General features: G+C 46.0%; 15 protein-coding genes, 1 tRNA gene and 1 CRISPR repeat array (1 of these 17 cut by a window edge). Of the genes, 8 read left to right on the top strand and 8 right to left on the bottom strand.

The window, feature by feature from the left end; translation table 11 throughout:
* Positions 1 to 5,476: a CRISPR direct-repeat array (repeat unit 30 nt; unit sequence CTTTTAATCGCACCAATGTGGAATTGAAAT) (it extends 377 nt beyond the left edge of the window).
* Between the two features lie 114 nt (positions 5,477 to 5,590).
* Positions 5,591 to 7,030 (bottom strand): POTRA domain-containing protein, encoded by a 1,440-nt coding sequence (locus QVE43_RS00715; RefSeq protein ID WP_288003800.1) that lies wholly within the window; start codon positions 7,028 to 7,030, stop codon positions 5,591 to 5,593.
* A 170-nt stretch (positions 7,031 to 7,200) separates the two neighbouring features.
* Here QVE43_RS00715 and QVE43_RS00710 point away from each other — a divergent pair, with 170 nt between their 5' ends.
* Positions 7,201 to 8,844 carry a PAS domain-containing protein gene (locus QVE43_RS00710; protein ID WP_288003798.1) on the top strand — a complete coding sequence of 548 codons (1,644 nt, stop codon included), beginning with the start codon at positions 7,201 to 7,203 and terminating at the stop codon, positions 8,842 to 8,844.
* A gap of 6 nt (positions 8,845 to 8,850) precedes the next feature.
* Here the strand turns inward: QVE43_RS00710 and QVE43_RS00705 are convergent, their stop codons facing one another.
* Complete coding sequence (locus QVE43_RS00705; protein WP_038030826.1) at positions 8,851 to 9,489, bottom strand: hypothetical protein; 639 nt, start codon at positions 9,487 to 9,489, stop codon at positions 8,851 to 8,853.
* A 187-nt stretch (positions 9,490 to 9,676) separates the two neighbouring features.
* Here QVE43_RS00705 and QVE43_RS00700 point away from each other — a divergent pair, with 187 nt between their 5' ends.
* The 4 genes from QVE43_RS00700 to lpxB all read left to right on the top strand — a co-directional run bounded on the left by QVE43_RS00700 (position 9,677) and on the right by lpxB (position 12,572).
* Positions 9,677 to 10,000 (top strand): thioredoxin family protein, encoded by a 324-nt coding sequence (locus QVE43_RS00700; protein ID WP_038030825.1) that lies wholly within the window; start codon positions 9,677 to 9,679, stop codon positions 9,998 to 10,000.
* A 2-nt stretch (positions 10,001 to 10,002) separates the two neighbouring features.
* Positions 10,003 to 10,245, top strand: coding sequence for a DUF6952 family protein (locus QVE43_RS00695; RefSeq protein WP_038030824.1), 243 nt, complete (start codon positions 10,003 to 10,005; stop codon positions 10,243 to 10,245).
* A gap of 97 nt (positions 10,246 to 10,342) precedes the next feature.
* Entirely contained in the window at positions 10,343 to 11,401 is a 1,059-nt protein-coding gene (locus QVE43_RS00690) for a YafY family protein (RefSeq protein WP_288003794.1), read from the top strand.
* Between the two features lie 61 nt (positions 11,402 to 11,462).
* Positions 11,463 to 12,572 carry a lipid-A-disaccharide synthase gene (gene lpxB, locus QVE43_RS00685; protein WP_288003792.1) on the top strand — a complete coding sequence of 370 codons (1,110 nt, stop codon included), beginning with the start codon at positions 11,463 to 11,465 and terminating at the stop codon, positions 12,570 to 12,572.
* 473 nt (positions 12,573 to 13,045) lie between these two features.
* Here the strand turns inward: lpxB and QVE43_RS00680 are convergent, their stop codons facing one another.
* The 4 genes from QVE43_RS00680 to QVE43_RS00665 form a co-directional block, all read right to left on the bottom strand.
* On the bottom strand, positions 13,046 to 13,462 hold the full coding sequence (locus QVE43_RS00680; RefSeq protein WP_038030822.1) for a YbjN domain-containing protein: 417 nt from the start codon (positions 13,460 to 13,462) through the stop codon (positions 13,046 to 13,048).
* A gap of 126 nt (positions 13,463 to 13,588) precedes the next feature.
* A complete protein-coding gene (locus QVE43_RS00675) occupies positions 13,589 to 15,898 on the bottom strand; it encodes a patatin-like phospholipase family protein (RefSeq protein ID WP_288003790.1) in 2,310 nt (769 codons plus the stop codon).
* A 51-nt stretch (positions 15,899 to 15,949) separates the two neighbouring features.
* Positions 15,950 to 16,393, bottom strand: coding sequence for a hypothetical protein (locus tag QVE43_RS00670; RefSeq protein ID WP_288003788.1), 444 nt, complete (start codon positions 16,391 to 16,393; stop codon positions 15,950 to 15,952).
* A 4-nt stretch (positions 16,394 to 16,397) separates the two neighbouring features.
* The gene (locus tag QVE43_RS00665) at positions 16,398 to 17,489 is read right to left on the bottom strand and encodes a TerC family protein (RefSeq protein WP_288003786.1); all 1,092 of its coding nucleotides are present in this window, start codon (positions 17,487 to 17,489) and stop codon (positions 16,398 to 16,400) included.
* A gap of 138 nt (positions 17,490 to 17,627) precedes the next feature.
* Between QVE43_RS00665 and QVE43_RS00660 the strand changes: the two genes are divergently transcribed.
* Positions 17,628 to 17,990, top strand: a complete 363-nt coding sequence (locus QVE43_RS00660) for a Rieske 2Fe-2S domain-containing protein (protein WP_288003784.1) — start codon at positions 17,628 to 17,630, stop codon at positions 17,988 to 17,990.
* Between the two features lie 81 nt (positions 17,991 to 18,071).
* On the opposite strand, the gene QVE43_RS00655 is transcribed toward QVE43_RS00660, so the two are convergent.
* Both QVE43_RS00655 and QVE43_RS00650 read right to left on the bottom strand, forming a co-directional pair.
* Positions 18,072 to 18,145: transfer RNA gene (locus QVE43_RS00655), tRNA-Thr, on the bottom strand.
* A 106-nt stretch (positions 18,146 to 18,251) separates the two neighbouring features.
* Positions 18,252 to 18,584: a hypothetical protein gene (locus QVE43_RS00650; RefSeq protein WP_288003782.1), complete on the bottom strand. Its 333-nt coding sequence runs from the start codon at positions 18,582 to 18,584 to the stop codon at positions 18,252 to 18,254.
* Between the two features lie 132 nt (positions 18,585 to 18,716).
* On the opposite strand from QVE43_RS00650, the gene QVE43_RS00645 reads away from it, so the two are divergent.
* Positions 18,717 to 18,953 carry a hypothetical protein gene (locus QVE43_RS00645; RefSeq protein WP_038030818.1) on the top strand — a complete coding sequence of 79 codons (237 nt, stop codon included), beginning with the start codon at positions 18,717 to 18,719 and terminating at the stop codon, positions 18,951 to 18,953.
* Positions 18,934 to 19,341, top strand: a complete 408-nt coding sequence (locus QVE43_RS00640; RefSeq protein WP_288003780.1) for a DUF983 domain-containing protein — start codon at positions 18,934 to 18,936, stop codon at positions 19,339 to 19,341. Before QVE43_RS00645 ends, QVE43_RS00640 begins: the two co-directional genes overlap by 20 nt.
* The last annotated feature ends 29 nt before the right edge of the window (positions 19,342 to 19,370 follow it).

Below are 19,370 nucleotides of genomic sequence, written 5' to 3'. Positions count from 1 at the left end.
TTGAAATGATTCATTGCTGCGTAATATGCAGCGTACCTTTTAATCGCACCAATGTGGAATTGAAATACTGTTCAAGCAAACTGCAAATCGTAATTCGACTTTTAATCGCACCAATGTGGAATTGAAATATTGACAAGCCGCTTGTAAACGTCTAACTTTTAATCGCACCAATGTGGAATTGAAATAAGTGCGGTGATTCTTAAGTAGATGCTTTTAATCGCACCAATGTGGAATTGAAATGTCAGACCGTCTAAATAACCGTAGCTCTTTTAATCGCACCAATGTGGAATTGAAATAATTGCGCAAGTCGTTGATGCGTACGACAGCTTTTAATCGCACCAATGTGGAATTGAAATACGACTCTTGTCATGAAACGTGCAACTTTTAATCGCACCAATGTGGAATTGAAATAGAGTACAAGCGTGCATCACATTGACTTTTAATCGCACCAATGTGGAATTGAAATAAGCTTTGAGCAGGCTCTTGGTCAAGTACTTTTAATCGCACCAATGTGGAATTGAAATTGCAACACGTGTCCTAGTACCAGTCGCTTTTAATCGCACCAATGTGGAATTGAAATGCTAAGTGCTTCTGTTTAGCGTACGCTCTTTTAATCGCACCAATGTGGAATTGAAATGCAAGTGCGCTTAGGCTCAATGCAACTTTTAATCGCACCAATGTGGAATTGAAATGATATGCCGGTCAAATACGTACGCTGATCTTTTAATCGCACCAATGTGGAATTGAAATGTGCTTGCGTTAGCAAGCTTACGAAACGACTTTTAATCGCACCAATGTGGAATTGAAATTAAACTGCTGAATGATTAACAGATCAACTTTTAATCGCACCAATGTGGAATTGAAATCTATCGAAACGTCTGCAAACCTAATTCGACAACTTTTAATCGCACCAATGTGGAATTGAAATACATGCGTTACTGTTATTAAAGCTATACACTTTTAATCGCACCAATGTGGAATTGAAATCGTTTAAACATAAGATTGACGCATAGCTTTTAATCGCACCAATGTGGAATTGAAATTACTAACTATGCATAAGTTCTAAACGTACTTTTAATCGCACCAATGTGGAATTGAAATGCTTCATGTGTCTTACATGCTTACGTCCTTTTAATCGCACCAATGTGGAATTGAAATCTAAGCGTCTTCAAGCGTTGATGCGTACTTTTAATCGCACCAATGTGGAATTGAAATCGTGCGAAGCTCATTATCGTCAAACCTACTTTTAATCGCACCAATGTGGAATTGAAATTACGCTTGTCGTAAGCATAACTGCTTTACTCTTTTAATCGCACCAATGTGGAATTGAAATTCGTACTATGTTGCGCCTGTTGCGAATGTCTTTTAATCGCACCAATGTGGAATTGAAATACTAGCCTTAAACGTGCTCAGAGAGCTGCTCCTTTTAATCGCACCAATGTGGAATTGAAATTTGATCAGAAGTCTTGATGAACCGTCATAGCTTTTAATCGCACCAATGTGGAATTGAAATCAAGAGTCTGGACAGTACAAGCTGCTCCACTTTTAATCGCACCAATGTGGAATTGAAATGAATGTACTTATTATTGAAGCGCTCATATTACGACTTTTAATCGCACCAATGTGGAATTGAAATGTTTGAGGCAACGTTCAAGATGTTACATAGCTTTTAATCGCACCAATGTGGAATTGAAATCGTCTAGTGCAACGATAAGCTGCTTCCGTAGCTTTTAATCGCACCAATGTGGAATTGAAATTGCACAGCATTGCTCGAAGCTCACCGACTGTCTTTTAATCGCACCAATGTGGAATTGAAATGTCTTAAAGTCTTCGAAGCTATGTAACTGAGCTTTTAATCGCACCAATGTGGAATTGAAATCTCGGAGCTGTCGATAATAGCTGCTTGTAACCTTTTAATCGCACCAATGTGGAATTGAAATATATGTATTCAAGGACGTCTTCACGATAGTCCTTTTAATCGCACCAATGTGGAATTGAAATCGTGGTTGCGAATCGAAGAGGACTTCAATCAGCTTTTAATCGCACCAATGTGGAATTGAAATAGTCCTAGAAGCGCTTGCCGATTGCTTATCGAAGCTTAGCCTTTTAATCGCACCAATGTGGAATTGAAATATTGCGTCTGCAACGAATACCCGAATTTCGTGAAGCCGCTTTTAATCGCACCAATGTGGAATTGAAATGGTAAGATACGCTGCTGGTCGTAGATATCGACGCTTTTAATCGCACCAATGTGGAATTGAAATTGTGTATAGGATTACAGATCGTCTTCATTACAGTTTCTTTTAATCGCACCAATGTGGAATTGAAATTGCAAATGCTCCGAGTTATTGTCGTAGCTTCTTTTAATCGCACCAATGTGGAATTGAAATGTTGCGGAGGTCTATTGCAATGAGGCAACTTTTAATCGCACCAATGTGGAATTGAAATGTGACTATTTAAAGCTATTCAGACTAAGTCTTTTAATCGCACCAATGTGGAATTGAAATGCAAGACACGTATGCAGCTTAAAGGCACTGCTTTTAATCGCACCAATGTGGAATTGAAATGTGTGAGTATTCTTCATACGTTGCAAAAGTCACTTTTAATCGCACCAATGTGGAATTGAAATCTCGAAATTAACCTGAAGCAAGTAGAAGATGCAGCTTTTAATCGCACCAATGTGGAATTGAAATGCTTATACATGACCGTACGTATTTTAGCGACAGCTTTTAATCGCACCAATGTGGAATTGAAATTGCATATGCCGGCTCAACGTATTAAACTATCGACTTTTAATCGCACCAATGTGGAATTGAAATTCATCGAAGTAATTGTTGTAATGTCTATTAGTTGCTTTTAATCGCACCAATGTGGAATTGAAATTGCAAGTGACCTGTGGTAATGCAGAACGTCTTTTAATCGCACCAATGTGGAATTGAAATTCGCAAGATGGTTGAAAATGAAGGTTGGATGTGCTTTTAATCGCACCAATGTGGAATTGAAATTGGCTGTATGCTGTTGCAAAAAAATTGCACAAAACTTTTAATCGCACCAATGTGGAATTGAAATGTAGTTTTTCGTCAAGATATCGAATCAGTGCCAGCCTTTTAATCGCACCAATGTGGAATTGAAATTTTAGTACTTTTACCTTTAACTTCATTCCATAAGCACTTTTAATCGCACCAATGTGGAATTGAAATACGTCTGTAAACTGCTTACGTCTGTCTGTAAAGATGCCTTTTAATCGCACCAATGTGGAATTGAAATTCCGAAACGATAAGTTATTACTGCCTGATGGCTGCGCTTTTAATCGCACCAATGTGGAATTGAAATAATATACTATGAACGACACACAAAAACAAGCCATTCCTTTTAATCGCACCAATGTGGAATTGAAATGCATTCGGAGCTCTTCGGCATGCCCTTTCTTGCTCTTCTTTTAATCGCACCAATGTGGAATTGAAATATTGTAAATGATTTGGTCTCCTACTACTTCGCGTAACTTTTAATCGCACCAATGTGGAATTGAAATAAAGGCGTTTGAGAAACAGGTGAAAAAGCTTGGTTCTTTTAATCGCACCAATGTGGAATTGAAATTCAAGGATATCGCCGTTGTAATACACGTTTGCCTTGCTTTTAATCGCACCAATGTGGAATTGAAATTTCTGATATCACATTAGTTGCATAGACAACCATTCTTTTAATCGCACCAATGTGGAATTGAAATGGAATCAGGCTGTAAAGGCTTGAATAACACATTACCCTTTTAATCGCACCAATGTGGAATTGAAATAAATAGAGAAGGTTTCAAATTTTGTTTACTCGCTTTCCCTTTTAATCGCACCAATGTGGAATTGAAATTTGGCTTGTACTAAGATGCGTCCGTCGTTCGTGTTTGTCTTTTAATCGCACCAATGTGGAATTGAAATACCGAGCTTGTTCGGATGCGTAAAACTCCTGCAAGCTTTTAATCGCACCAATGTGGAATTGAAATAAAACAATAGTGCTATGAAACCGAAAGCATACATGCTTTTAATCGCACCAATGTGGAATTGAAATCTTACGGTTTGGCAATACGCTAGCATCTGCTTTTAATCGCACCAATGTGGAATTGAAATTGATGTTGACATTGCTGCGTGCTTTGACATCTTTTAATCGCACCAATGTGGAATTGAAATGCTAACACCTACGCCAATCCTGACTTTTAATCGCACCAATGTGGAATTGAAATGCGCAGCTCTTGTTCAGCCGCCTTGTACAGCTTAGCTTTTAATCGCACCAATGTGGAATTGAAATTCCTGCACCGTAACCGCTATTAAAAAGGTTGAAACTTTTAATCGCACCAATGTGGAATTGAAATATTAACCGCTGCATCGCCTCGTCAAGCAGCGTGTCGCCTTTTAATCGCACCAATGTGGAATTGAAATAACTTTGCTTTTAAAGGTATAGGTGCTACGCGCCGCTTTTAATCGCACCAATGTGGAATTGAAATGCCAACTGGTTTACACGTGTAGCTCATAAGTTCGGCTTTTAATCGCACCAATGTGGAATTGAAATTAGGTCATCTCTATTTATTGACGCAATTTAGGTGTCTTTTAATCGCACCAATGTGGAATTGAAATATCGTCTCGTCGTAATACTTTTGCTCGCTCAAAACACTTTTAATCGCACCAATGTGGAATTGAAATGGACTGGATATGCATTGCCACGTGGTTGCAGAATGCTTTTAATCGCACCAATGTGGAATTGAAATGTTGGTGCCAGCAAAAAGGACAAAAACCGCGTTCTTTGGCTTTTAATCGCACCAATGTGGAATTGAAATATAACGAAAGAAAGTATTGAGTCCTTTTTGGCACCTTTTAATCGCACCAATGTGGAATTGAAATAAGGCAGGCTGCAAACTCAAAGACGTTCAAGCAGCTTTTAATCGCACCAATGTGGAATTGAAATACGAGTACGGCGAGGACGGATATGAGCTGTTTGAAACTTTTAATCGCACCAATGTGGAATTGAAATTTTATCAAAGGCGTAAAATACCTGCCGATCGACAACTTTTAATCGCACCAATGTGGAATTGAAATAATTAAGTATCTTTGTGAGCTCTCTAAAGCTTTTCTGCTTTTAATCGCACCAATGTGGAATTGAAATCTCAAGGTCTATGCTCTCTATACTGCTTATTTTTTCTTTTAATCGCACCAATGTGGAATTGAAATGTTTGGGGGGGTGGAGCTTTAGCCTAAATTTTCAATACTTTTAATCGCACCAATGTGGAATTGAAATTCGTAGAGGGTTTTGAAGACGTCGAACACGCCGCGCCTTTTAATCGCACCAATGTGGAATTGAAATCTTGGACGTGTCGAACTGTAAAGTTTTGCTAATTCTTTTAATCGCACCAATGTGGAATTGAAATGTGATATGACTTCTTCTTGTGTTTGCTTTTTCAAACCTTTTAATCGCACCAATGTGGAATTGAAATGGCTGTGTACTCTGTGCCCTCTGTGGTAAATCCTCTTAACCACCCCCAAAATTCTCTTAACACCCCCCATGCATGAATGCTCTCTGCGGTGAGTTCACTTGACCGTAGCAAGTTTCAGAAGGTACCACGGATATTAAAGAAGAAGCCGGTTTCGCCCAGGTTGTTACGTGCTATTTCGGCTTGCAGCACCACATTGTAGAAGGTAACGAAGTCGAAGCCTGCCCCATAGGCATAAAGCCAGCGGTTGGCCAGGCGGTTGTCTATGTAGAACAAGAGTTTGTCCGACACATAACTCTGGTCGAAAAACAGGCGCCCGTAAAGTGCCAGCGGGAAAGTGCGAAACTCTTCGAGGGGCATGAAACGCAAATAGGTCTTCCAATCGAAGAAACGGTACTTCAGTGTGCTTTTCAGCAAAAAGAAATGTTGTCCGTCCATCACGTAGCGCTGGAAGCCCCGTGGCAGCTCTTCGCCATAGCCCAAGCCGCGCGCCAGAGAATAAGGCTGGTCTTTGGTCCAAAAGAAACGCACGCTTCCCGACAGGTCCGCAAACCAGTTGCCTTTCAACTGCCAGTAGCGCTCATAAATGCCCTTTACGCTGAAGGCATCCACATCGCTGAAATTGCCGATGCCGTGTTTGGTGAGGCGAACGCCCCAACGCTCGCCCTGCAAAGGATACACGGCAATATCACGGCGGTCTTTCACCAAATCATATTGCAGCTCCCAATATTGCTGCAGGTTTTTGGTCGAGTCGGTAAAGTAGTCGGGATTGAGCAGCAGCACCGAATCGGCTACCCATTCCCTTTTGTAGCGCACGGTCAGGTAATGAAACAAATAAAAACCTTCGCGGCGGCGCAAGCGCACTTCCGAGTTCCAGCGCTCACGGTTGGTGCTCGTCGAGCGCCAATATACCAACTTGTTTTCCTGCGAAGTATAAGGTATGTCGCGGTTTTGCATCAACTGTGTGCGCAGCTCCATGCCATAACGCTTATGGCGGTCTATATAGGGAAACACATAGTAGAATTCATACTTACGCGTAAAGCCCTGTTGAAAGAGCAGCTCCAAACGCTCGTTGCGCCCCCGCAAGTTCTTTTGCACATACCGCATGCCGTAGTTGGTGCGGCTGAAATCGGCCTTGCGGTCATATAACCACTCATTGAAATTGCGGTCGGCCAGTTCAAAAATAAAGACCGGAAAGATATACCAGCGTTCTTTGAAACGATAATGTATATCCACAGCCTGAGCAGGCGCCGCCGAATCGGGCTCTATCCATGCTTCTACGGTCACAAACAAATCTGTATTGAACAGTTTATTCCGCTCACGCGTAAGCAGCTCCTGCCAGTGTGCCACGGGCAAAGTGTCGCCGGGCAGGAGTGCCAGTTCGCGCCGCAAAATCTCGTCTTTGGTTTTCTTGTTGCCTTCAAACACCACCCGGCGCACTATCCAAAAAGCCGAGTCACGGGCGGCGGCCGGCTCTGCCATCTGGCGGGAAAAGGCAGGACACAACACCATCAAACACAGCAGTCCCCAAATCCCTGAGATTATTTTTCGCTTCATTGTCATATCCGGTAAAGATAAAGATGGCTTTTGTTCCCGGTAGCCTGTTCAATCTTTTCACTTTCAACAAAATTCATACACATTGTTTGAAAAATACGCATTTATGGTATATATTTTGAATCTGTAAGAAGAGTAAACTCAAAAAACGGTTTCATGCCGGTATCATCACCATGCGGTGGCATTTTCATAGTATTTTACTAAAAATTATCGTATTGCTTTGCCTTCTGGGCGGCATTGCTTGGGCTGTCTATGACAACGAAACCTATATTGCCCTGCTGATAGCCTTGGCGCTCTTTGCCTTTGGGGGGGCTGCCATGCTCGACCACGCCATTTTGCGTCGCACCTACCGGAAAATATTACTGAGTCCTACTCCGCTGGTGCCGGCACTCCTGCGGCTTTTCGACACCCCCGCCCTGCTGCTCGACCGGAACCAAAAGGTAGTAGCCGCCAACGAAGGATTCCGGGCATGGGCAGCCCTGAGCAAACAAACCGAGCTCGAGGGGCAGCCGGTATGGTGTTTCCTGCCTGACCATGCACTTGCTCTATGGAAGAAAGGCTTACAGCAAGCCGGTGCCGGGCATGTGTTCGAAACAGGTGAAAACGAAGACAAGGAAGAGCTCAATCAGCTGATATGGTATTTTAAGCCCTTGACAATTGCAGCGGGGAAGCAATACATAGCCGTGTACAGCCGGCGGCCGGCCGTAAGTGCCCTGCTGCGGGAAATGAAAGAGCAGAATAAAGCTCTTCAAGCCAAAATAAAGGACCTGGAGTCAGCGCAGAATGAACTGCTCTTGGCCAAAGAAGACATTCAGGAACAGCAAGCCAACATACAGGCTTTGATTGACAACGCGCAGGATTTCATCTTTTCAGTCGATTTTCGTTACAAACTCATCAGTTACAACAAAGCTTTTTACGAATACATACGCAAAGAGTATGGCGTGGAACTCTCTGCGCATAGCACCTTGCTGAAACAGCTGCCGCGCGAATTTGTTGACTTTTGGCGTCCCTATATCGACAAAGTACTAAACGCCAGTTGTCATTTGAACATAGAACACGAGTTGCCGGGCGTCAAAAAAGAAAAGCGCTTTTACGAAGTGGCCTTCAACCCCATCATCAACAAGGAACAGGTAACCATTGGCGTGGCCGTCTTTGCCCGCGACATCAGCGAACGCAAGAAGCAGGAAATACAGCAAGCCCAGATGCTGCAAGAGCTGGAGGAGCAGGCGCAAAAGTTACGGGAAAAAGAAGAAGAGCTGCAAGCCCATATCAAAGAGTTGCAGCAAACCCATCACGAGCTCATCGAAGCCAACCGGCAACTGAGCGAAGAGGAAGCGTATGTGCGTGCAGTCATAGACAACGTGCAAGAAGGCATCGTGGTCATTGACCATGAGTTCAATATCACCTTGTTCAACCGCATAGCCCGGCAGTTTTTCCTGAGTGCCGGCCTGGCTATACACGAAGGCGTCTATTTCCTTTCTTTGGTGCCCCAAGAACAGCTTGGTCACTGGCGCAGGCTATGCCAAAAGGTATTGGCCGGGCAAAGCACCAAAACGCTGGAGCAATTCCAAGAGGGCATGCATGAGGTGCTCTTTTCGCCTATTCACTATCAAAACCAAATCATAGGGGCTTGTTTGCTTATCAAAGGCATCAGCACACAGTTGAGCGCACTGCTGCCCGATGAAGCAGAAATGCTGGCACGCATCCAAAAACAGAGCAGCGAGCTTGAGCTGCCCGATTCGCCCTTGAACAAAGAGCTGAAAAACTACAAGAAAAAAATAGAAGCCCTGAAGAAGCAAGTAAAGAGCGACGAATAAATGGTGTTAGTCCACTTCAATGGCTTCCAGTATGTCTGCCAGCTCATCAAAATCTTTCAAGCCGGGACGCAACTCATCGCTGCCGTGCAGGGCTATGCCTTTGAGCGGCACTTCCGATAACAACAATTGAATGTTGTCCGGCGTAATGCCATACCCCAACAAAATAGGATATTTCTCTGCCAGCTTTTTCAACTGCTGCATCTCTGCCACCGTCAGGCGGTCAACCTCCGACTCCAGCACAAACATCTTTACCAGCTTGTGGTACTTTTCCAACAAAGGCTCTATGGTAAACAAATTCATGTGGGCGTGCAGGTACAGGCGAAACAAGACAGGCAAGCCATGCACGTCGGTATTGATGGATATTTGACGCAGTTCTTCCAGCACGTCCTCCCGGTCTATTTGCAGACCATGCACCGGATAATCAGCCAACACTTTATTGATTTGCTTCAAGTCGTAATTGTGAAATTCACCGACAAACTCCACCCCTGCCAACCATCCGATAATTTCAAAATACTTCTCAGGCGATACGAAGTTGGGATTTTCGGCTTCCATACAAAAGCCCAACATATCTACCCCCATACCGGCACAATAGCGGGCATCACTCAGGTTGTTTACACTGACCTTCACAAAGGTTTTTAGTCCCATAAGAACAATTCTTTTTTGATATTTGTTAACTGCTCTGAACGTGCAAAAGCAAAGTTACATATTTTTATGGTATGATTGGCAAAAAGTAGTCACTTTATCAATTGTTTATTACACATTAAAAAAACACCGTTTTTTCCCGTAAATAGCTTTTAAACAAAAAAACAACCATACAAAAACAGATAAACCAATGGCAGTTATTACAAGCAATGATCAAAACTTTCAAGAGTTATTGTCGCAGCACCCCAAAGCGATTGCCAAGTTTTATGCCGGCTGGTGCGGCACCTGCCGCTTAATTGCCCCCAAATATCGCCGGCTTTCCGATGACGAACGTTTTGCAGGCATCGCATTTTTGGATATCAATGCCGAAGAGAGCCCCGAAGCACGCAAAGCGGCTCAAGTAAACAACCTTCCTACTTTTGCCATCTTCCATAATGGCGAGCTGGTAGAAAGCGTGGCTACCGGCAAAGAAGAAGGTATTGTGGCATTGTTGGAAAAACTAAAAAGTCTTTAAACATGAAAATACCTGCAATTAAAAAACTGGTACAGCAATACGACGAAGCCACTTTGGCAGCTGCCGAACAGGCTCTTGAGAATGGCGAAGCACTCAATATTGAAGTAGAAGGCGAAGACGAAGGCGAGCAGCTCACACACATCATTGCTGCCCGCTGGATTCTCGACAAAATGAACAAAGAAGGCATGGACTTCACCTCTGCCATGCGCGCCTATGCCCAAATGGTGCGCAACAGCATTTCCTAACCCCGGACCCGGTACATACGCCTTGTTTGACATCGGGCATACACATGCTCGATGTTTTTTTATTATCTTATGCCAAATCTTGGTGTCTTCATCGCCTATGGCAAACAAAAATCAACTGCTCCGTTATTTAATCATCGATGAGATGCTGCGCAACAGGCAGCGCCCTTATCCTTCGCGCGAGGAAATCATGCAAACCATAGAAGAGCGCACCGACCGCCCCTATTCGCTCTCTTCTTTTGAAAAGGACCTGCGCGTCATGCGTGAGCAATTCGGCGCCCCCATCGAGTATCACCACGAACGCAGGGGCTACTTCTATGGCGAAAAGCTAAAGAAGAGCGGCAAAGTGCTGTATGAAGAAGACCGCACGTACCGCCTGGCTGCCCTTTCGCTTTCCAAACAAGACCTGCAGTCCATCACCCTGATAGAAGGCCTCTTGGAAGGCTTCCGGCATCAACCCTTCTTTCATGCCTTTTCGCAAGCCATAGACAAGGTGCTCGATGCCGTGCAAATCAGCAAGCAAATCCCCACACGGCTCGACAACCGCCGCCTGAGCTTCATACAAACCGACGAGCCCGAGTTCGTGAAAGGGCGTGAGCTACTGGGCGAGCTGGCAGCCGCCATACAAAATCACCGGCAAGTGCAATTCGAGTACATGAAATTCAAGAGTGAAGAAAGCAGCCGTCGCACCCTGCATCCTCTTTTGCTCAAGTCGTTCAAAAACAGGTGGTACCTCGTAGGCTATGAAGAACGCAAGGGGCGCATCGCCACTTTTGGACTGGACAGAGTGCTGCCCGGCAGCCTGCGGCTGCTCGATGCCGAAGCCCTCGATGCCGAAAAACTGCAGTTCGACCCGGAAGAATATTACCGTTATTGTTATGGCGTAACCCGTAATCCGGAAGACAAGCCCAAGCGCGTATTGCTGGCTTGCACGCCCCTGCTGGGGAAGTACCTCGAAACACGCCCCCTACACCACACCCAACGCATCACGGAAAAAAACGAAGTCTTCTGGGAAATAGAATACCGCCTGATTATCAATCAAGAGCTTCTATACGAACTGCTGAGCATGTCGCCCGACGTGCAGGTACTTAAACCCAAAAAACTCAAAAGGGCGGTTGTCGAAACGCTGGAAAAAACCTTGTCACTTTACCGCCTGTAAGCCCATGCGTTTGGCACAGGCGCCCCTGCGTCTTATCTTTGCATGTCACAATGTGTTTGTTATGAAGTATTTTATCATTGCAGGCGAAAAATCGGGCGACCTGCATGCCTCGAACCTGATAAAAGAACTGCGCCTGATAGACCCGCAGGCTCACATACGGGCATGGGGGGGCGAATTGATGCAGGCTGCCGGCGCCGAACTGCTCCGGCACTACAACGACATGGCTTTCATGGGCTTCTGGGAAGTGGTCAAAAACCTGGCGACCATTCGCCGCTTCTTGAAGGAATGCAAACAGCAAATTCAAGACTTCCGGCCCGATGCCGTCATTTTGGTGGACTATGGCGGTTTCAATATGAAGGTGGCCGAGTTTTGCCGGCATGCCGGCTTTCGCACCTTCTATTACATCTCGCCCAAAGTATGGGCATGGAATACCCGGCGGGCGTATAAGATTAAACGTCTGATTGACCACATGTTTGTAATTTTCCCCTTTGAAAAGGATTTCTTTGCCCGCTTCGGCTATGAAGTAGATTATGTGGGCAATCCTATCATGGATGCCATCGCCGCTTATCAAAAAGATGAGCACTTTTTGGAAAGGCACCAATTAGACGCCACACGTCCCATCATTGCCCTTCTGCCCGGCAGCCGGCGCCAGGAACTCAAACTGCTGCTGCCCGAAATGATGGCGGTGAGCCGCCGGTTCCCTGCTTATCAGTTCGTGGTGGCCGGCATCAGCCATTTGCCCAAAGAGTGGTATGCCGCCTGCGAAAACACCCCCCAAGTGCGCATTGTGTATGATGCCACTTATGACTTGCTGTCGCATGCTCATGCAGCCATCGTCACTTCCGGCACGGCTACTTTGGAAACAGCCCTGTTCGGTGTGCCCGAAGTGGTGGTTTACAAAGCCGGTTGGCTCAATTACCGCATCGCCAAGGCAGTGGCCAAAGTCAATCATATTTCACTGGTCAACATAGTGATGGGGCGCGAGGTGGTGCCCGAACTCATACAGAAAGCATGCAAGCCCGACACCATCAGCCGGCACCTGCAACAAATTGTGGAAGGGCCAAGGCGTCAACAGATGCTCGACGATTACGCCGCCCTGCGCCGGCTGTTGGGCGAACCCGGCGCATCGAAGCGAACCGCCGCTCTTATTTGGCAATACTTGCACGAATAAAAGTAAATAGAAAGGCAATGCCGCTTCTTTGCAAGCCTTCACTTTGCGTTTCCTTTTGAGCACTTCGGATGTCTCCGTTTGTCATTTCGAGTGCAAACGGGGCTCTCTTTTTGCTGCTTGTGGTTTGATTGAGATCGCTCACTCGCTTCGCTCGTGCAAGATGACAAATGGGAAGGTTTTTGCTTTGTTGTCTCTTTTATGCCTTTCTTCTTCTTATCCTTTCGAGCCTTCTTCCTGTCCTTTCGAGCGTATACGAGAAATCTCTTCGCTTCTTGTGACTTGGTTTGATGAGACTTCTCACCTCACTGCGTGAGGTTCGAAATAACAAGCTGCACTTCGCTCCGCTCAACATGACAAAATGCGTGAGGTGGGACATGACCGGCCGGAATGAAGTGACCAAGAAGAAAAAGAAAAAAACGCCCCTCACCGCAAACTACGGCAAGGGGCATGCTCAAAAGCAGTGGCACTGTCGCTTATCTGCCGAAATACTTTTCGCGCAGCTTGTCATCGTAGAGGTCCGCGTAATACCCGATGCGCTCTATCATCGCCAATGCTTCGCTTTTATCCAAGCCTTCCGCCTCACGAATCATCTTGATGTAGGCGTAGTTGTCTTTTACAGAAAAGGCAACCCCATAAAGAGAATGGTTGATTTGCAACAACTCATGAAAGAACTGTTCGCGATTGGTGGGCGGCACCCCTACCACCGGTGCCAACAATTGAAAATAAATTTGTTTCGAACTTTCAGAGCGCCACAGGTCCACATATACCGAGGCGGAGCCACGCTTCAGGTTCCACTGCCCTTCCAGTTCGCCGCGCAACTGCACAGGGTCGAGCCCCAAATCACGGATGCAATCTTCGATGATCTTTGCGTAATAGTTGATATCTTCCATACAAAAGGTATTGTTTCTGTTTGCTTATTGTTTGCCTTCTTGCCATAAAAAAGCTTCTTCTAAAAAAAGACATTCTCAACAAATATGCAAGTGTGGCGGGAGGAAATGAGAAATTTTGTTTCAATCTTAGGGCATCAAACGTTGCTCGAGCCAACGCAAGGCAGCCTGGTTGCGCGTTTCATAGATGGTGCGCCAAATGCTTTCTTTCTCTTTGGCAGTCAGATGCCAGCTAAGCGCTGCCCGTTCTATCTTGATAATCTTTTCCGGATTCACCACCTGGCCACTTAAACGCCGCTCTATCTCTGCCATGTCTTTGGATATGGGCACATACTGAAACTCTACCTTATCGAAGGGGATATACTGCTCATACCACGCTTTGGCATATTCCAGCAGGTCGTCGTTCGATATGTCTTGAGTAAACATGTTGTCGGCATAAATGCTGCGTATGGGTGTAAATAAGCGCTCAAAAAGTGAAGGATTGATGGGCTTGGGCAAGGGCGAGTCTTTTTGGCTGTCCCGGATTGCCACAATCAGCACGCCCCCGGTGTTTTTCACTATCCAGTCACGAAACACATACAAAAAGCGCACGGCCGTGCTGATGCCATAATTGTCAATCAAACCGGCATCCATGATTTCTATGACCGGGTCGGTAGGGAGCTTCACATTGGGCGCAATGTAAGGGAAGGTGGCATTCATGCGCAGGGCACTTAAAAACCGCAAAGACTCACCGTCTTGCTTGTCGAGCAGACGCCGCAGTTCCACCCCCTTGATTTTGTTGTTACGGAAACGCTTTTCGAAAGGGCTCTGCACACACAAATAAGACATGGGCAAGGGCGAAATGTAGAGGCGCCGCCCGTCGTTGGCAATCATCGGCGAGAGCACAAACATAGGCACCAAAGCCAGCAACTCAGGCTCACGGTAGTCACACAGCGGCTTGTCCAGAATTCCCCCCGTGTTTTGGTTGAACTTCTCTTCCCAGGCATAGCCACGGTCTTTAAAATAGCGCTTGCCATGATACTCAAAAGGTTGAAAGCGCAAAAACATATCATTCACAAACCAGTTGAAAATAATAGGATTCAGATAATCACGTGCCAGGTTGTTGAAATAAGCCGTGGAGTAAATATTGACAGGCTCGCCCAAGAGACGGCGCAAGTAAAGCTCACGGAAATAGGCGCCTCCCACCATGCCCCCCGAAGCACCGGTCATCAAAACAGTATGGTCCATCAATGAGCCGTTCAAGGTGCTGTCTATATATTGCAGGCAGCGAAAAGACCACAGTGCTGCCCGCAGGCCGCCCCCGCTCATGCATACCACCACCAACTTAGGCTTGCTTCCCTTTGGGAATTTCTTGCGCCAGTTTTCCAAAGCAATCAAGGTATAGCGGTAATCATCCACATAAGCCGAATCGCTGTTGATTTCGCGCAGGCGCCCCAAATTATACGGTGCCGCCACTGTGTTGTAATTCAGCCCATAAGCCTGAAAAGGCAGGCTGAACACGCCCTGACGCACCAGCATTTCGGCTCCCACCAGCAGCAAAACAAAAGCCACGGTAGCCCAGCGGCGTATCCAAAAAGTAAAAGCCCCCAAAAACATGGTAAGGATGGTGAGCAGCAAAAAAAGGCTGGCGCCCGCCGGAATTTGAAAATAAGCGCTGTCGCTATAATTGCCCAGCAAAAGAATGAAAAGAAAAACCGTCGATTGAATGACAATGGAATTGAAGTGGTTTTGATCAAAGACCATCAACACCTCCCGGCGCGACACCGGCGCCCCCTCGGGCACGGGCTGCCAGCGCCGGCCGTCCCAGTAATAATCTACCCTGATTTTTTGCTTGCGAATCTCTTTGTAGCGCCCCATCAAGTTCATACGCACCAGCTGAAAGCGCCGCAGGCGCTCCCCCAAGCGTTCCGATATCTTAAAAATATCCTTGTTGGTAAGGAAGAAATAAAGGAAGAAGAGTGCACACATCAGCCCCACACCCAACAATAAACCGGCCAGCCGCAAGCCGATAAACTCTTGCGAAGCAAAAGCGCTGCTCTGCTGAAAGCGTACGAAAGAGAAAGTGTAAACCATCAGAAAAGCCAGAGGCAGCAGGCTGTTGTTGAGCGTAAACTTGAAAAAGGGGCGCCGGCTGTGGGCTATGAAAGAGAACTTCAGGCCATCGAGAATGTAGCAGGCAATATGATAGGACATGATAAAGCCGCCCAAGGCGATGCCCACAATAAACATGCTAAAGAAATCGACTCTGTTGAGGTATTCGGGCTCCAGAAGCAAATAAGGCAAGCCTATGTCCATACCGATGCTGCGGGTGACAATAGCTGTTAAAAAGCCCCAAATGGCCACCAGTGCTATCCTGCTGCGCAGCTGCAACAAAAACAACTGCACCGGCATGGAGTAAAACAAACGCGAAACCACCCACCGCTGCCACCATCGCCTCATTATACTTGCCAAACTATTTTGCATAAAAGCAGGGGGATTGGAGTTTCCTCATTATTGCCGGGATAGCACCTGCCGTTGTTTCTCGAGTGCTTCGCGCTCTTCTTTTTTCATAAAAATACGTTCGGTGCGCGGCTTATCGCCTACTTTCTCTACCTTATAAACCATGTACTTCGTATCGCCACGCCAAGGCAAACGAAAATATTTTTCCCGGTAATAGAGCTTCACCGGATAACCCTGCAGTGCCTGCAGGTCTTTCACCAAGCGCTTGTCATGCGGGCTTACCGAAAAACGCCATATGCCGGATACGTAGTTCGACACGCTGCCGTCGGTATTGTACCCGCCCAGGTTCAGCTCGCCTTCGTAGGTTTTAAACACATAGCCCTTGTGGCTGATTTTTACCAAAATGCCGGAGCGTGTGCCTACGCTGTAATTACCAAACAGCAGGTAAGCCCCAATCAAAGCCACGATGCCAAAAATAACTGCCACAATACGCATAGCCTTATTCTTTTTCCTTTACTTTTTCCGGAACGGTGCCGGCCGCTTCTTCTTTCTTAGGCGGGAAGAGCAAAGAAGCCGCAATGGATGTTCCCAAGATAATCAAAATGGCATAAAAAGAGTAGATGCGCTCAAAGCCGATGGCATCGAGCCAGGGTTCTGCCAGCAATTTGGCACCAATAAACGAGAGCAGAACAGCCAAACCGTATTTCAGATAGTGAAACAGGTTCATGATGTTGGCTAAAAAGAAAAACATGGAACGCAAGCCCAAAATGGCAAATATGTTCGAAAAGAAAACCACATAAGGGTCGCGGGTCACCCCAAAGATGGCAGGAATGGAGTCCACGGCAAATATCAGGTCGGTGAACTCTATAATCAACACCACCAAAAACAAAGGCGTGATAAAAAACTTGCCCTCTTTCTTCACAAAGAACCTGTCGCGCTCATAGCGCGGATATACCGAAAAGTATTTAGAAGCGAAGCGCACGACCGGGTGCTTCTGCGGGTCTATTTCTTCCTTTTCTTCCTTATTAAAGAACATTTTGATGCCCGTAAACAACAGGAAAGCCCCAAACAAATAGAGCACCCAATGCGCTTTGGCTATGAGCGCCGCCCCTACGAAGATGAAAATGAAACGCATGACCAACGCCCCCAAGATGCCCCAGAAAAGCACCTTTTTATAATAACGCTCTTTCACACGGAAGGATTTAAATATCAAGATTATCACAAAAATATTGTCTGCCGACAGGGAATATTCCAACAAATAGCCGGTAATGTATTCGAGCGCCATGTTTTTGCGGTAAGACGCCACCGTTTTTTCAAAATCTCCTTCATAAACAGTCACCGTATTGGAAGCATACTGCTCAATCACCCGCTTGATGTCTTCCATGCTTTGTATGCCGTGAATCATGTCGCCGTGGTAAAGCAGAAAGAAATAAAAGCCCACGGCAAAAGACACCCACACCGCACTCCAGATGGCAGCTTCCTTGAAGCTCACTTCATGCGATTTACGCGAAAAGACACCCAAGTCCAACAAGAGCATCAATAAAATAAAAACCGTGAAAGCACCGAAAAAGAGAGACTCGTTTCCAAACATAAATCTTTGTTATTTTGTGGCAAAACCCGGCACAAGCATTATCCTGCTTCCGGAAGAGTGCTAAGTAAAAAAAGTTTTTGCAAATTAACTAAAAATACAACACTTTTGGTTTTGTTGTTTTAGTACTACTGCCACTCTATGGATAGCAGCATACAATGGGTAGCCCTGCCTTTTGAAAGCGGGCAACTGCACGAGCAACTGCCCCCGGGCAAGCTGTGCCGTCTGCGCATCGGGCGTTTCTTCCTTTGCCTGGCACACACCCCCCAAGGCAAATTGTATGCCATTCAGGATGCCTGCCCCCACCGGGGAGCGCCCTTGCACCAAGGCAGGCTGAACGACTATGACGAAATTATTTGCCCCTTGCACGATTACCGCTTCGACCTGCGCAGCGGCAAACCGGCTGCCCATTATTTTGGCTGTTCCGATGCCCGGGTGTTCCCACTGCAATGGCAAGAGGGGCAATTGTATGTAGGATTGCCCGCCCGGCTTCTCGAGCAATAAAAAAGCGGAAGGCTATGGTCTTCCGCTTCTGTACTTTCTTCTGTTTTGTGGGCAAGCACCGCACAAGGGCATATCCTAATGAGCCACTTGGCGGATTCGAACCGCCGACCTACTGATTACGAATCAGTCGCTCTGACCACCTGAGCTAAAGTGGCTTGTTTGCAGGGCAAATTTATAATGCCTTTGTCTTTTTGTCAAGCCCTTTCGAAAAAGTCTGTGGAGCAAGCCAAGGTGCCCCCTCCACAGACTGTCCGGGCGCGCTTACTTACGCTTGCGCTTGAACAGGTACAACTTGCGCTCGTGGTCATATTGGCGCTTCACTACCTTTTTGAATTCATCCAACAAATGGATGACAGCTTTCAAAGGATCTTTGTCTTCTTTTGCCAGCAATACCTTTTTGCTTTTCATATCAAGCGAAGCGCTCACTTTGTAAGTGGAAGCCGAGTGGTCGAAGATAACTTCCAAAACCAAGTCTTTGTCGTAGCGCTTGAACAGGCGTTCAAAAAAGGTAACTTTCTTTTTACACACCCGCTCAATGCGGTCATGGTGTTGCTCTTCTACCTCTTTCAAGTTTTTGATAACCAATTCTACCATTGCTTTGTTGTTTAATTGTTCCGGATTGCAAAACTAATACAATTTGGCAAAAGTAAAGTGTATAAATTCGTAACTTGCCTCCTGAACCGCAACAAAAAACAAAGTGTTTAAATATAAAAATACTTTCATATCATGAAGCGCTTACTTATATTTGTAACAGCAAGCCTTTTTTCACCGGCTTTGGTGCAGGCACAATGTGCCATGTGCAAGGCTACGGTTGAAAGCAACGGCTCGCTCACGTCGGGCATCAATGCCGGCATTCTTTACATGATGGTGATTCCTTATTTGATGCTGGGCGTGCTGGGATTTATTTGGTACAAAAACTACAAGAAGTTTAAAGAAAAGCACCATGGACAATCAAAAGCATAGAAGTTACTGGCAGGGCATTGCGCAGCAGCGCTGCCCCCGCTGCCGCGAAGGGAAGTTGTTCAAATACCCGCCCTACTCTTTGAAGTTCACCGAAATGTATAAAGAATGCCCTCACTGCGGCATCCCTTATGAGCGTGAACCCGGCTTTTTCTATGGCGCCATGTATGTGTCCTATGCTTTTCAAGTAGCACTGTTCGTGACGGTACTGGTGGCGCTCAACATATTGATGGACGAGCCGCCCGTATGGGCTTACTTTGCCGGGGTGCTGGTGCCGCTGTTTGTGCTCTTCCCCCACTTCTTCCGCTATGCGCGCACGCTGTATCTTTATTTCTTTTCGGGCATTCAATACGATCCCGAAGCAGGCAAAAAAACCCAAGCATCGCAGTAAAATATGTATTTTTGGCGCTTGTGAACCCA

This window comes from Thermonema sp., from assembly GCF_026003375.1.
GTDB classification, from domain to species: Bacteria; Bacteroidota; Bacteroidia; order Cytophagales; family Thermonemataceae; genus Thermonema; species Thermonema rossianum.
Note: the sequence above shows the minus strand (reverse complement) of the source record. Positions and strands in the feature narration are given on the sequence as shown.